The organism is Peribacillus sp. NPDC096622, from assembly GCF_044762665.1.
In the GTDB taxonomy this organism is placed as follows: Bacteria; Bacillota; Bacilli; order Bacillales; family DSM-1321; genus Peribacillus; species Peribacillus frigoritolerans_B.
In genome coordinates, this window is record NZ_JBIWES010000015.1 from 1 (window position 1) to 15208 (window position 15208).

The window sequence follows — 15208 nt, forward strand, 5'->3', positions numbered from 1 at the left end:
TTGAAGAATTTTGTGAATGCGATTCTGCTCTGATGTGCGATGATGAATCAATTTTTTTCGATAACGAGTAAGATCACGTAAATCACGAATATCCTCTGGTGGGACAAAATTGCTTTCAATAAGTCCGCATCTTAGAAGCTTGGCAAGCCATTCGGCATCTTTCACATCAGTTTTACGCCCTGGAACATTTTTGACATGCCTGGCATTGGCAAGAACAAGGTGAAAGGATCCTTCGAGTATATTCCATATTGGTTTCCAGTAGACTCCGGTACTTTCCATCACAACATCGGATACCTGAAGGGTAGCGAGCCAATCACTTAAAGCCAAGAGCCCCGTTGTTGTAGTTGAAAAAGTTTCAATAGAGGTTTTTGGTTTTTTATCTAATGGACCAAATAATACACAAGCTACTACTGTTTCTTGGTGTACATCTAGGCCAGCACACCGTTCAATCATTGCTTCCATAGGAGAATCACCTCAAAAAAGATTAACAATACATATGACAGGAGATTTGTTACAAAAATTTTTGTATACGTACTAGTAGTACACTAAATGGTTCTTCCATACTGTCACAACCAGTTTCTTATACAGGGTATCTTCCTTAAGATCCACCAAAAAAAGTTCAGTCTGGTTGTATTGTTATTATCCATTATCGTCAAGGGGTTAATGGGTTAGACTCTATTTTGAGTTTAGATTTTCGTAGTAGATGGTGGCGGCGAGGAGCGCCGCCATAGGAGTTTCTTATGGAACTAACGGGGCAGGTTAGCATTCCTGTAGTTCGTTATTTTTCAGCTTTGAAAAAAATAGGGCTCCTCAGTAAGATGTGAGTAAGACACCACTCTAACTCAAAACCTTAGGAGGAACTGAAGTTTAAAATGCAAGATAAAAAAATCTGACGAAGGAATGATAGGGCAATTGACCCGTTGAGACATGGGAGGGAAAGCCTCCAGGGGCGGCGTGGAGAATGTGCATTGTATGGTAAAATGTGGAGTGATGTAAAACTCCGTTATTTTACTATGCCTTCACGAAATCCTCATGTCCTGAAATCACTCCATTTAACTTTGACCTCACAATCAAGGGTGATGAAATCCTGCGAATAAGTGAGCATTCGAGAGATATTTGCATCAAACTGAGGGAGTTGAAGAAGAAAACGAATTGATTGGTGTTGAATTAAATACCTAACTATAGTTTTTATACCAAGATGTAACTGCTGGGCAGGAACAAATATTTAGACAGTTGGTCAGAATATATTGAATTAGAAAAAGAGTCGGCAAAGCGACCCTCTCTAAGATTCTTCGTGTTTAACTTAATAAGTATTTATTCAATGCTTGTTGTAAAGTTCCAAATGTTAGTGCTTTTTCATTTAATCTCATTCCTACGTTTATCATTTTTCTAACCACTTCAGCTCTTAACCCGGTAATCACAGTGTTACATCCCATTAATGAAGTGCCGTCAATAATCTTCATTAAATGATCAATTACTTCAGTCTCCATTTCCATAATTCCAGATAAGTCCATAATCAATGTTTGAATACGTAATTTTCCAATCTCTATTAAAACTTTTTCCTCGAGAATATTCGTTCGGTAAAGATCGACAGCACCAATTAAAGGCAAAATACATATATTGGGTGTTATTGGTATTATAGGCACCGAAAGATTTTCAACCAATTCTTTTTGAGCCATTATCAACGAATCTTTGTATTGAGAATATGTGATAAAAAATACATTTAAAAACCTGTCCACTTGATTATTTACTTGTTTTTCTACCGAAAAAAACTCTTCAGTTAAAACCTTATTCGTTACCTTGTTATATTCTTGTAGGAACTTCCACAAGGTTCTTCGAATAGCTTGCACCCACTCTAATTTGAAAGATAATGGAATTGCGTGTGTCGCCCAAGCTATACCTTCTTGTTTAGCAAATGATTGAAGTTCTTGTTCTTTACCCTCAATAATGTATTGAATCAGAATATGGGCATTATTTATCAGGTCAATATTACCGACCGTTAATATTTCTTCAATTTTTTCTTTCACATTAGATGCTTCGTTTAATAATGAATCTTCAAAATCCTCTTTATTTTCTTGGATAAATTCCAGTAATTTATATGCATCTAGTGAACCCTTCATAATTTAATCCCCCTATTTTTTATATGCAAAACTATAATTACCCTGTTATTATAATAACTAAACCCGTTTACATAAAAAGATCTCAAAAAGCTTAAAGCATTCTAGGATAAGAAAAAATCAAAAGGAAAACCTGCAAAAGAATCGATGCCTGTATTAATAATTGCTTCATTGGATTTACGCTCTATTAAAGAGAAAAAACGTTACTGGATTTAGCCTAATTAATGGTTTTGAAACTGAGAAAAATCCTTCCAAAAGGTTTTTGGAGGGTTATTTGGCATATCCAAAAATATCATAAGGGAAATGAATTTTTTTGAGAAAGATATTGACATTCTATTAGCTGGTTTAGTTCCATAGGGCATTAAGGAAGACCACAATAAGTGGTCTTCCTTTTGTTTCTCTGCCCGAACCTATTTACGGAAGGAATTGGGATTTATCTGATGGGGACAATTCGTGATAGAGGGCTCGTTATAAGAACAGCAGCTACAGTATCACTGGGAATTTCTAACTTTGTCATAACCGGTTCCTCAATTTTTTAATGCTTATGAAAACAAAAAGAAGAGGTAAGTATATAACAATGAAGCATACGCTGTAGGGATTGATTATTTTATTTAATATATATAAGGAATCGATATCATAAAAAAGTATATTCACAAGTAGTATGATTATGGACATTACCCATAAAGGATACTTTTGCTGGACATTGAATAAGCGCTTGACACCCCTGCTGGCAGCCCACAAAGGAATGACCATATTGGGTATGATAACGATGGCCCACCAAGAAACAGTTATGTATTCGAACCGTTGAATAAAGGGCAACTCAATAATGCTGGTCAATGTTAGTGTTGGCCATAGAGTAAGGGTCAAATGTTTCTGTGAATAAAAGACTATCGATACAAAATAAAGTAATAAGCTCAATAACGTAGTGAGCACAACTCCTCCGTGAGCATACTTTTGCGATGTTTCAGCATTTTTGATGAACGGATAATACATCAGTATCATTTCAAAACCAAGCATGGATAATGAAATGCTTTTAGTTCCTTTCATTATTTCTAATAAATTATGATGGAAAATAGGAAGAAAACCGGTGAAATCAGAGTATTTAAAACCATAAAAAGGTACAAATAACAGCCAGTATGAAACAATTACAGTTATGAAGGCAATACCCGTAATGGTTCGGAATCCTCCTGTATTTATATAAAAAATCAAGATAAGGAAAACCAAAGCAAATGCCCAAGAAGGTACCTCGTCAAACATCCAAACATGTATGACATTTATATAGCCGATTATGATCGTCATTCCAAGGATAAAAAAGTAAAGAATAAATAAAATACTGAAGAAATTACCAATCCATTTACCGAATGCATGATTATTAGTGTAGATAATATCACCAGGAACAACACTGAATATCTTATATATTAGCCAAATTAATATATGAACAATCAGTCCAGCTAGGAGTATGGATAACCAGCCATCGGTTCCCGTTGCTTTAGCCAAATCTCTTTGAAAACTCAAGACGCCTAATCCAGTTTGCATGGAATGAATTAAAAAAAACACATAAAATGGCGATACCTTATATTTTTCATTAACACCAGCTTGATTCATGTAGGACCCTCATTTGTATCACTCATATATTTTAATAATCTGGCTTATATAAGTGAAATCTATTCAAAAAAGATTGATTAAATTGTGGATGGAATTTTGGTATTGATCCTTGTCGGTAAGTTGAAAGCTTCAGTGACATTCAATGGGAACTAATTGCGTGAGGCATTAGACGCGGAACAGAAACGCGTGGACGACCCAAGACCTTTGAGGACGGCAATGGGTAAGGCTTACAGGAATGTTCACGCGTGAGCGGACAAAAATAGAGAACCGGGATGCCCTTTTCCGAAAGATATTTGGAAAGTGTTATCCTGCAACACGAGGGGGGGATAATAGATGAGTGATAAAAAGAAATATCAAGCAATAGTGAATTTTAAAGACCTGAAGGACAAAAGGAAGATTTATCGTTATGGTGAGACTTTTCCGAACACGGCTAATAAAAAGGTTGAGGATGGAACGTTTAGAGGAACTATTGTCCTCTGAGAAGAAGATGGCAAACTGGTATTAAAAGAAATCTGAAAAAAAGGGGCTTTTGCCTTGGCTTTTTCATTCAAGGGGCCTGTCAGGGGTGTTGTTAATTTCTTGATGAATGGAAAAAATATATAGAGGGGAACAAAAACTTATGAAATACGAATGGAGAAAACAAGAGAAGAATTTATATATCCCAAAACAAAAACCTGAACTTGTAACAATTCCAGAACAGAAATTTTTTTTGATAAAGGGAATAGGAAATCCAAATGAGAACGAATTCGCTGAAAAGATAGGTGTTCTTTATTCATTGGCTTATGCGGTCAGGATGATGCCGAAGCAAGGATACACTCCAGCTGGATATTTTGAATATACTGTATTTCCATTAGAAGGAATTTGGGATTTAACGGAAGAGGGAAAGAAACTAGATACATTAAATAAAGATGAATTATTATATACGATCATGATTAGACAACCGGATTTTGTAACAAAAGATATAGTGGACAGAGCATTTGAAAATGTAGAAAAAAAGAAACCACATCCATTTCTAAATGATGTAAAGTTCGGTACATTTCAAGATGGTTTATCTGTCCAAATGCTTCATGTTGGTCCATATGATGATGAACCTCAAAGTTTTAAAGTAATGAATGAATTCATAAAAAATAATAATCTTGAAAGAACTTCACTACAACATAAAGAAATATATCTTTCAGATTTTAGAAAAGTTGAACCTTCAAAATTAAAAACAGTTTTGAGATATAAGGTTAAGCCAATAGAATAGCATAATCTCATAGCTGTTAACATGAGTGTACATAAGTAAAAGGTGCATTATTTCCATAGGATGCAATAAAGTAGTCCTAAAAAAAATGAAGTGAACCTAAAAGGTTAGGAAGGAGCAGCCCGCCCTTAATTTATATATTTTACCTATTGAAAAACATTAGCATCTATTATTTTGGGTCCTTTTTTATGCAGGGAATTAGTCCCTTTTGTCAAATTAGTTAAACAAAGGGGATGAAAAAATGAATGATGATGAGAAAATCGGTATTTTATTGTCCAATATGACAAACGAATTAGTTTCGAGTAGAGTAAGGGTTAGAGCTATAGTAGAATTACTGGAAGAAAAAGGTCTAATAACCCGCGAAGAGTACGAAAACAGGTTTAAAAAAGTTTTTGAACGAGATGCAATTTCGTATAGAAATGATCTATTGAAAGAAGTCAAAATCGATGAATGAAAGGAGGAGGCATCCATTAATTTGGGTGCTTTTTTTTTTTGGGTGAGAACGATGAATCATTATAAGAAAAGCAAACGGTTAAGAAGCCAGTGAAGCCAAGTCGCAGAGATCTGGAAGACCTAATGAAAATGAAAGCTTTTACAACTTAGTATTTTACAAATTCAAGCCAGAAGATTCCGAATGTGAAAAAAGAAAGAGCGTTAATCTTTATTTGATCAACACTCCTGTTAGTGCAGTAACATTCAAGTTATTTTTTTAGATTTGATTTCATTAATAATGAAATCTGTTGCTCAGCCGTATTTGAAATTTGTTCCAGTTGGTCAACAATTAACTTTTGTCTTTGCAATGGATGATTTTGACTTAACTTAGCTTTCCCTTCTATTTTGAACCCTTGAACTCCTTTGTTCATACCAGCGAGAAACTCAGCATCTACATTTTGCAAACTGTATGAGCTGTCAGGAGCTTCGTACTTTGATACCATATCATGTAGGGTGCCCATTAATTCATGTTCATCCTCTTGAAGTTCCACTTCTCCCTATACATGGACGGTCACATAATTCCATGTTGGTACTGCATTTTTCGTCTCATACCAAGATGGAGAGATATAACAATGCGGACCATGAAAAATAGCCAAGACGGTTTGATTGTTGATGTCTTTCCAATGAGGATTAGGACGAGCAAAATGTCCATATAAGCAAGAATTATCCTTGTTCAATATTAACGGCAAATGAGTCGCGCAGGGCATTCCATCATGTTGAGAAAAAAGATTCGCAAAACTATGTTCCTTCATAACGTTGAAGGAAAGTGTTTCATCTTTAATGTGCAGGAATATACATTTTTTCTCCTCTCAAAACCTTTTCTTAGCATTAAATTAATAATTTCTCTATAAGATAAGTCTATATTCATGACGTCCTCTTTATCTATTGGAATTCGGTTGTTTTAAAAGTATATTCATGCAATTAGCTCTTCCTTGATATAGCTCCGTTTTTTGATACTGGAGCATTTTTGCCTAATATAACAGAAAAGACAACAATCACTGCTATTACAATGGTGAAAAATGTGATGGATTCATCTAGAAATACTGTTGCAAATACAATCATCAAAAATGGTTGTAAGTATTGAATCTGACTGACTCTTGCTATCCCGCCCATTGCCATTCCGCTATACCAAGCAACATATGCTAGAAATTGACTAACCACTGCAAGATAAATGAAGCTAATCCATGCTTGTATAGGGGCATGAAGCATTTCAGTTGTAACGTTTAGCCCAACTGGAATTATAAAAAATGGAGCACCAATCATAATTGCCCATGCAATCACTTGCCAGCTGCCTAACTCTTTTGCTAATTCCCCTCCTTCTGCGTAACTAAGTCCCAGTATGATCACAGCTGCCAGTAAAGCTAAATCGGCTAATTGCAATTGGCCGAATCCAAGGTGAAGTGCATACATAATTACCGCTAAAGAGCTGATTATACTTGAAATCCAGAATTTGAGAGATGGTATTTCACCTGCCCTAAATATGGCAAATCCGGCTGTTGCTAACGGTAACAGAGCCAATTCCACAGCTCCATGAGAAACCGGCAAGGATTCCATTGCCCAAGAAGTGAGGAGAGGAAATCCCAAAACTGCACCAAAAGCAACAATAAGTAGACGCTTGAATTGGCGAAGAGAAGGTAGCCTTTCTTTTCGAACAATCAATACCACTGCTACTAAAAAAGCGGCCACCACTGTTCTTCCTAAACCAACGATCGTAGTCCCGAAATATTCCACTGCAATACTTGTAGAAGGGAGTGTTAAGCTAAAACAAATGACGCCCACTAATCCCAAAAATAATCCGAATTTTTCTCTTGTTTCTCCCCGCATCTTTTCCAGCCCCAATCTTTATACTTTGTACCACATCTGTACCATTTTTTACTTATTTTAAAAACAGTTTTGATATAATTAACATACTATGAGTACATTCAATAAAAATAAACCATTTTTTTACTTAACTGTCCTGGTACAGTTGAAGGGGGATCAATATATGAACTCAAAATATATGAAGATAATGCAAGACATTAAGCTTCGACTAGAAGATGGTTCGCTAATTGCAGGCAGTAAACTTCCTTCTGTTCGACAGTTATCTGAGTATTTTTCATGCAGCAAAAATACGGTAATAAAAGCATATGTAGAACTTGAAAAAGAGCATTTAATTTATTCTGTTCCTAAAAGCGGCTACTATGTTGTGAATGATTATCAAAAAGCGCCGGAAGAAAATGAGGTGATTGATTTTTTGTCTGCCGGTCCAGATAAAAATGTTATGCCATATGTTGAATTTCAACATTGTATGAATCAAGCAATTGACCATTATAAAGAAGAGCTTTTTACATACTCTGATCAACAAGGGCTTTACTCACTCCGAGTACAGTTGGTGAAATATTTGCAAAATTTACAGGTCTTCACTCACCCAGAAAGATTAGTCGTTGTCTCTGGCTCACAGCAAGCCCTCCATTTATTAGTTTCTATGCCATTTCCAAATGGGAAAAACAATATTTTAATTGAACAGCCTACTTACTTTGGATTCATTGAGTCCATCAATCTGCATCAAGCTACTACTTTTGGGATCGAATTATCAATGGAAGGGATTGACCTTGATCGACTGGAATACATTTTTCGAAATAATGATATAAAATTTTTCTATATTATCCCGAGATTCCACAATCCACTTGGGCATAGTTACACGAATGGCGAAAAGAAAAAAATCGTTGAGTTAGCTGAAAAATACGATGTATATATAGTGGAGGATGATATTTTAGGAGACCTTGATCCAAATCCAAAATCAGATCCTTTATTTTCTTTTGATCCTTCTGGGAGAGTGATTTATATTAAAAGCCTTTCGAAAATTTTTCTCCCAGGGTTAAGGATTGGGACTGTCATTCTTCCAGAATTAATGATTAACAACTTTTTACGCTATAAATTCAGTTCGGATTTTAATAGTTCAGCACTTTCTCAAGGTGCGCTGGAAATCTATTTAAAAAGCGGTATGTTTAATAGTCATCTCAAAAAAGTAAAAGAGGTATACCGTAGTAAAATGCAAATCCTTCAAGAAGCATGTGAATTATTGCTGCCGACTAATACTTCTTTTTCTAAACCAAATTCCGGATTCTATCTTTCCATCAGTTTGCCCGAGAATGTGAAAGCAAAACAGGTGGTTCATATGCTAAACGAGCAGCATATATATGTTGATGATGCCTCTAGAATGTTTTTAGCAGAATATAAAAAGGAAAATCTCGTTCGTTTATGCATCTCTCAAGTGAACGAGAGTCAAATTAAACTAGGGGTAGAGCGATTGGCTCACTGTATTGCTTTAATTGACAGTAGAAAAAAACATATTACTCCAAATAACTTTTTACTCATTTAGTATGGGTAAGTTTATATAGAGGACAGCATCAGAGGATTATACGGATTGCCAAGCATATATCAAAACGGTTGATTACGTATCTTAGAATCTGAGCAATCATTTGAGACAGATTTATTTACTCCCACAACATCTCATGTGTTGCCACATACACACAGCAAATGTAGAGTGTTTTTCACTTCTTGTAAGGAAAAAATTTAATAACGAAAGATGTAAGAATGAAGAAACCATTAAGAGGTAACTAGCTTCAAAGCTCATATCAAATTTCCCAGGTGCGAAGTTTGCGTTATAATAGTAAAAAACATCCGTCTATATAGGATGGATGCTTCTTGATTGAAATACATAAAAAGGATTGGTGAATAAGAATGGCAATAGTTGATGTAACGGTTATTCCTGTCGGTACACAAACTCCAAGTGTTAGCAGGTATGTGGCGGATATTCAAAGAGTATTAAAGCAATATGAAGATAAGGGAGAAATTCGTTTTCAGCTGACACCCATGAATACAATCATTGAAGGCGACCTGCCTAAATTGTTTGAAGTGATCCAAGCGATGCATGAAGTACCTTTTGAAAAAGGTCTTGCTAGAGTTTGTACGAATATCCGAATCGATGACCGTCGTGATAAAGAACGCAGGATGGAAGACAAAGTAAAGCGAGTGAAGGGCATGCTTGAGGAATAACAGGTTTTTTAAGTGACAGTGAAATGTATAAAAGCGCATTAGGTTAGATAATAGTTCATTGCTGTTTGGAACTGTCGTGAGCAATTATACAAATATCCCGAATTTCGTCGATATATTGCATTTTTCGGAGATATATCCCGAATTTCGAAGATATATTGTGTTTTTCGGAGATAAACCTGAATTTCGTTGATATATTACTGTTCTTCTGAGATATATCGATATATCACGAGTTACGTTAATTTTCAATTAATGTCAATGTATTAATAGCTTTAAAGCCTTGGTATTACTGATTCTCAGTTCCCAAGGCTTTTTTTATTATTATTTCATACATTTCAATATTAAATCTTGCATGGGAGATTAGGTAGTAATATAAATTTAGGCTCTAAAAAAGATATAACTGTTGTCTATTTATAAACGTTCGCCATAAAGTTTTTTTTCTTCATTTGGATGAAAAAGAGTGAAACCTTTTGAACAAAACACAAACCTTCTATCTATCTCGAATCCAGCTTTATTCAAAATTTCAACTGTCCCATGTGAACCAGTGCCAGCATACCCGCAACTACAACCAGAAAGGTGTAGCTCATTTCCTTTTTTGTCTATAAGGATGAGATCGCTATCGAGCAAAATATTATCTTTATTAATCTCTTTAGTAATTTTAGCAATTTTAAAACGATCAAACTGATCTTTGACTGCTTCGAATAATGCAATACTTTTATTGGTAATACCGCGGTCTTCACCGTAATCTTTTATGACGAATACTTCCCGCTCATATGATTTCTTATATAGATGGTACTTTTGGTAAGTGACGTCATTAATTTTACAAATAATTGGACTAATATTATCCAGTTTTTGATTAAACATTGCACGCCTCCTAAATAGTTAGTTTATTAAGTTTATTAGGAGAAAAAGAGATTAGTACTAAGAACCTGATAAGAGGCAAAATTTTTTTCTCGTTTGTTTAATTAATAGGAATGAAATGTGATACCTATAAGGTATGAATGAAGCTGTTAGGAAGAAGTGAAATTGTGAAGCCAAATTAAAAAGCACCAAAATAGGTGCTTCCTAGTTATATATCTTCTTAAAGTAATGGACAAACATAATATTCATGACAATTTCGACTATAGCATTAATACATACATCGATAATATTAGTTTCCTCAAGTGAATGATAAGGAGCAAATAAGACAATATAAATAGAGCCAATGATAGTTAAAAGTATGGTCCATAAGCTGTTACGTAAAAACAGTGGAATCATTAAGCCAAAAAAGGGCAAAAAGAAATCTAATTCTTTCCTACTTCTCTTTTTATAAATACCGACTAAAAGATAGATTGCAATCACATTGATAATAATAAATAAAATTAGATCAATAACATCATATCCATTCATAGATGAAGAATTATAAACTCCAGACAGTGAAAACACTGTAAGAGCAACTAGTACCCAAAAAGTTATCCGGTACCTTTTCTTTTGTTTGCCAGTTATTGTTCCTGCCTGTAACGCCATGACGAGTTTGTTAATATTCCAAATATACATTTTTGTCTCCTTATGTACGATATCAGACTAATTATAGCGTAGAATTCACTAAAATCCCCTGTCCAATTACATCTAATGAAACAAAAAATCCGGATAAAGGGCACTTTTTTATGTGTTTCGTTAGGTTATCCGGGGGGTAAATCAAGTTTATTCTATAGATCTTCTTCATTAACTTGGGTAGAGTAGTTTTGTTCACATTGTTTTTTCCCCACTCTCCCATAATGTCCCGTACTGGGATAAAGCTTTTCCCTTGAGGTGTTAGTGAGTATTCTACTTTAGGAGGAACTTCTTTATACACTTCTCTGTGAACCATTCCGTCCTCTTCTAATTCTCTCAGTTGTTTTGTCAATATTCCTTTTGAAATGCCCGGTAACAACCTTTGAAGTTCATTAAATCTTCTTGTTTGCCTACTTAGGTACCATAAATCAATAATTTTCCATCTTCCAGCAATTACATTTTGAGTAAGTGTCAAAGAGCATATTTCTTCTTGTTCTTCAGGAGGCGGTTCTCCTGTAAATACAAGAGGCAGAAGAATATGACAACCCCTCTTTGGCATAACATATAGAAAAAGATAAGGGTGTGACAATGCTGAATAGGAAGCAAAACGACCAAATCGTTATTTATATCATAAAAGGTTCAACAATTAAAAGGTTTTTAATCCTAGATCTAATTATTGGATCAGGAATTTTTTATGTGGTCAAATTCATTTCTTCAAGCATAATTATAGCGAGTGCGAGCAGTTTTATTGGAACGGAAGGAATTAAAAAGGCACCGAAAGTTCTGAAAACTGCGATTGGATTAATATCCTAAGGTCTGGAAATTAAATAAATCCTGACCTTACTTGTTGCTTTAATGAGGTTCAGAACTAAGGAAGAATTATTCGAAGCTGCCAAGAAAATACACAGCGGATAGCCATTCAACTATGAATCAATGGGATCAGCCGTAAGATCAAACTGGATTTCAAAGAGATTGTGTGTAGGATGGAATGGGAGTAACGAACGTATACATCTATAATGATTCATATTAAATAGGAGGGAATCATGACAAAACCTCAAAAAGTGAAACCCTATTTAACTACACGTAGTTTGCTGCCGGAAAATCAGGAGACACCCATTCAATTCATCAATAATGATAGTATGGAACCCCAACTATTTTTTAGAAGGAATCACTTTTCTTATCCGACACTTTCATATTCAAACTATTGGCTTCCTATAAATGGCTTAGTATCAGCTCCATTACTGCTGTCCATGCAGGACATTCTTCAATATCCATCAAAAACGCTGGAAGTTGTCCTTGAATGCTCGGGTGACAAGCGTAATCTCTTCGAACCTAAAATATTTGGAGAACAATGGGGAAAAGGGGCTATTAGCCAAGGTAGGTGGAAAGGTGTACCATTACGGACATTACTTGAATTGTCAGGAATAGGGGAAGGGGCAAAAGAAGTTGTCGTGGAGGGTTATGATTATGGAAATAGGACCGATCTAGATGCGGTATACACCTATACTAGGAGTTTGCCTATCGAGAAAGCACTGCATCCGGATACCATTATTGCATATGCGTATAATAACCAGCCAATTCCTTTTAAACATGGTTACCCACTGAGGTTAATCGTTCCGCAGTGGTATGCAATGGCATCTGTTAAGTGGATAAAGCAGATAAGTGTTATTAATACTACTTTCACTGGACCTTTTCAAACTATTGATTATGTGTATTATCCAAATAAAGAAAATGATCAAAATGCATTTCCAGTCACTGCAATAAATATTAATTCGACTATCCAAAGACCGCTGGATATGGAAAAAATTAATACGGGTAAGCATTTAATAAAAGGGATTGCATGGACAGGAAAAGGAGTAATTACAAAGGTGGAAATCAGTATTGATGATGGCTATACATGGAGTAATACCGTTATATTACCTAGTAAGAATGTTGGTTATGGATGGGTTAATTGGACATTCGAATGGAATATTCTAGAAAAAGGTGAGTACACGATTAAATCCAGAGCAACAGATTCATTTGGTCAAATTCAACCTAATTTACCTTTTTGGAATAAAAAAGGTTATGGATATAATGCGATTGATAAAATTAAGGTTAAGGTGGAATAAATCGAAATTAGTTAAAGAATGAAGGCGGTTAAAGTAAATTTTTTGTTTCAGTAAATGTAATCGAAGATGATAACCTAAAAGGTTTTTCGGGGGTAAAAGTAACATGAGGTTGAAGGGGGATTACCACTCATGTTAAATTAAAATGTTTTAGTGTAATCCTAATCCTTAAGCCAACAATCGGGCATATCTGGTTGGAACAAAACAGATCATTTCTTTAAGGATAAAAGAAAGGGGAATGCATATTAAACATATCTAATATGTATTCCCCTTTTATTTAATAAAGTGTCCGGCTGTTGAGCATAATAAAAAAGAAACATCTTTGTTGTTCTCTACGAATTTTTCCATACAGTTGCATACTTCTTTTGATATTTTGGATCTTCTTCTTTTTCAACAAAATCCAGTGCAATTTGCTTTATTTCCTCATCTTTTATTTCATTGAATTTTTAAGCCCTTGAATAATATTAAAACGAACTAAGGTGTAGTTTTTTTCATGTACACAATTTAAATACCGATTAACAATACTTCTTATTACCATCTCTTTTTGCTCAGTGCCAGCTAGTCCTATTTTCCAAATAGATTGTAGGCTATGTCGTGCGGTGACGAATTTTTTATCTTTTGTACTTCCCAAACCAACGAGAAATCTTCTAGCATTCTTTTTTCAGGATCGCTTTTAGCCAAACTATAAAGAAATTAAGCAGCCCTTGATCTTCGAAGGTTATCAGAATGCGTTAAATCTAGCTTCAATTGATCCCAATACATCATAAGCCCAGTCTACCTTTTCTTTGGTAGAAGCAAGAATATGATTGTAGGCTGCGTACTATAAGTCCTTATCTTGAGAAAGTAAATTTTCAAAAGACGATTGTATAGTACTATCCATTTGATCACTCTTTCTTAATATGATAGGCAACCTATCATAGCTGTCCCTTATAATTATTTCAATAAAAAAATATACTTAACATTTTCTAGAAGCCGCCTGTTTTGAATTATAGCTTTACAAACCAAAATTAATAAGCTATTTAAGAAAAAACTTGTTAAAAGATGGTAAATAGGGAGCGGATTTACTAAGAACTGCCTTGTCACTGTCAAAAAAAACGTTCAAAAAGCAATCTAACAGGGATAAGGAAAAGGATCGAATATTCAAGATGGTGCAATAGTTCACGTAGATCCAGGTTTTCCAATTTAAATCGGTGAAAATGTTACAGTATGACATAACGTGGTTTTACATGGCTGTACTGTAGAAGATGGCGCGTTAATTGGTATGGTCGCAACAATTTTAAATGGAGCAGTAATCGCTGCGGGGGCTCTAGTCAGAAGGAAAGATAATTGAACCGGGTTTTTGTGAAGATAAATATTATTTTGAAAAATTTTATCGGAGGTAGGTTATGTACAAAAGTAAATTGTCTGAAAAAAACATACAACAATTATTCAAGGCTATCCTTTCTTTACAGACACAAGAAGAGTGTATGGCTTTTTTTGATGATTTGTGCACAATGAATGAAATAAAAGCTTTTACCCAAAGACTAGAAGTTGCCAGAATGCTTCGGGATGGTTTTACATATGAAGGAATCGAGGCAGAAACTGGTGCCGCTTCAGCTACTATTTCAAGAGTTAATAAACTATTGAATTTTGGGAGTAATGGTGGGTATCAGATGTCGTTAGATCGCATGGATGCTACTAAAGGATTGTAAGAGTTTCGGTAGTTGGGTTTGACTTTTTGGGTCTAGGTTCACTTTTAATTTTTTTTGTAAAAAAACACCAATATATATAAGGAACTCGATAAATACCTTTTCGTTTTCTTTTAAAACGTACATCACTTGGGATTGTCATTCTTTTAACAATCTCTTTTTTTTGTTTGAAAAAGTGTAATTGAAGCTTTTATAAGTTCTAAGCGTATAATTTATAGGATATGAGGTCCGATAATTTTTACTTTACTTGATATGGCAAAATTGATGTATAGCCCTATAGTAAATTTAGTAGGAATACTTTTATCTAGATTCACGGTAGGGGAGTGTCTTAATCCCTCTTTTTGAAATCAATATATTAATAGGAAGAAACACGTCTAGAATACACCGAAT

The 15208-nt window shown here is 34.7% G+C and carries 13 protein-coding genes and 2 pseudogenes; 7 read left to right on the forward strand and 8 right to left on the reverse strand.

Annotated elements, in window-relative coordinates; genetic code table 11:
- The 3 genes from ACIQYG_RS21380 to ACIQYG_RS21390 all read right to left on the reverse strand — a co-directional run.
- The coding region (locus ACIQYG_RS21380) for an IS110 family transposase (RefSeq protein WP_402842172.1) at positions 1-462 on the reverse strand (462 nt) is incomplete at its 3' end.
- 836 nt (positions 463-1298) lie between these two features.
- Positions 1299-2120, reverse strand: coding sequence for an STAS domain-containing protein (locus tag ACIQYG_RS21385; protein ID WP_402842175.1), 822 nt, complete (start codon positions 2118-2120; stop codon positions 1299-1301).
- Between the two features lie 510 nt (positions 2121-2630).
- Complete coding sequence (locus ACIQYG_RS21390; RefSeq protein WP_402842178.1) at positions 2631-3722, reverse strand: GerAB/ArcD/ProY family transporter; 1092 nt, start codon at positions 3720-3722, stop codon at positions 2631-2633.
- Between the two features lie 333 nt (positions 3723-4055).
- On the opposite strand from ACIQYG_RS21390, the gene ACIQYG_RS21395 reads away from it, so the two are divergent.
- The 3 genes from ACIQYG_RS21395 (at position 4056) to ACIQYG_RS21405 (ending at position 5419) form a co-directional block, all read left to right on the forward strand.
- Complete coding sequence (locus ACIQYG_RS21395) at positions 4056-4202, forward strand: hypothetical protein (protein WP_402842181.1); 147 nt, start codon at positions 4056-4058, stop codon at positions 4200-4202.
- A 139-nt stretch (positions 4203-4341) separates the two neighbouring features.
- Positions 4342-4968 carry a GyrI-like domain-containing protein gene (locus ACIQYG_RS21400; protein WP_402842184.1) on the forward strand — a complete coding sequence of 209 codons (627 nt, stop codon included), beginning with the start codon at positions 4342-4344 and terminating at the stop codon, positions 4966-4968.
- Positions 4969-5206: 238 nt separating this feature from the next.
- Positions 5207-5419: a hypothetical protein gene (locus tag ACIQYG_RS21405; RefSeq protein WP_053534479.1), complete on the forward strand. Its 213-nt coding sequence runs from the start codon at positions 5207-5209 to the stop codon at positions 5417-5419.
- A 247-nt stretch (positions 5420-5666) separates the two neighbouring features.
- Here ACIQYG_RS21405 and ACIQYG_RS21410 read toward each other — a convergent pair.
- Positions 5667-6251, reverse strand: a pseudogene (locus tag ACIQYG_RS21410) (FMN-binding negative transcriptional regulator).
- A gap of 127 nt (positions 6252-6378) precedes the next feature.
- Complete coding sequence (locus ACIQYG_RS21415; RefSeq protein ID WP_402842188.1) at positions 6379-7281, reverse strand: DMT family transporter; 903 nt, start codon at positions 7279-7281, stop codon at positions 6379-6381.
- A gap of 160 nt (positions 7282-7441) precedes the next feature.
- Here ACIQYG_RS21415 and ACIQYG_RS21420 point away from each other — a divergent pair, with 160 nt between their 5' ends.
- Both ACIQYG_RS21420 and ACIQYG_RS21425 read left to right on the forward strand, forming a co-directional pair.
- Complete coding sequence (locus ACIQYG_RS21420) at positions 7442-8818, forward strand: aminotransferase-like domain-containing protein (RefSeq protein ID WP_402842191.1); 1377 nt, start codon at positions 7442-7444, stop codon at positions 8816-8818.
- Between the two features lie 362 nt (positions 8819-9180).
- Complete coding sequence (locus tag ACIQYG_RS21425) at positions 9181-9495, forward strand: MTH1187 family thiamine-binding protein (RefSeq protein WP_402842193.1); 315 nt, start codon at positions 9181-9183, stop codon at positions 9493-9495.
- A gap of 408 nt (positions 9496-9903) precedes the next feature.
- Here ACIQYG_RS21425 and ACIQYG_RS21430 read toward each other — a convergent pair whose 3' ends face one another.
- The 3 genes and pseudogenes from ACIQYG_RS21430 to ACIQYG_RS21440 all read right to left on the reverse strand — a co-directional run.
- The gene (locus ACIQYG_RS21430) at positions 9904-10356 is read right to left on the reverse strand and encodes a hypothetical protein (RefSeq protein WP_402842195.1); all 453 of its coding nucleotides are present in this window, start codon (positions 10354-10356) and stop codon (positions 9904-9906) included.
- A gap of 201 nt (positions 10357-10557) precedes the next feature.
- Positions 10558-11028: a hypothetical protein gene (locus ACIQYG_RS21435; RefSeq protein WP_402842198.1), complete on the reverse strand. Its 471-nt coding sequence runs from the start codon at positions 11026-11028 to the stop codon at positions 10558-10560.
- 187 nt (positions 11029-11215) lie between these two features.
- Positions 11216-11584: pseudogene (locus ACIQYG_RS21440) on the reverse strand (winged helix-turn-helix transcriptional regulator); the annotation flags it as partial.
- A gap of 484 nt (positions 11585-12068) precedes the next feature.
- On the opposite strand from ACIQYG_RS21440, the gene ACIQYG_RS21445 reads away from it, so the two are divergent.
- Both ACIQYG_RS21445 and ACIQYG_RS21450 read left to right on the forward strand, forming a co-directional pair.
- Complete coding sequence (locus tag ACIQYG_RS21445) at positions 12069-13133, forward strand: sulfite oxidase (protein ID WP_402842200.1); 1065 nt, start codon at positions 12069-12071, stop codon at positions 13131-13133.
- Between the two features lie 1382 nt (positions 13134-14515).
- A complete protein-coding gene (locus ACIQYG_RS21450; protein ID WP_402842203.1) occupies positions 14516-14821 on the forward strand; it encodes a YerC/YecD family TrpR-related protein in 306 nt (101 codons plus the stop codon).
- Positions 14822-15208 lie beyond the last annotated feature (387 nt).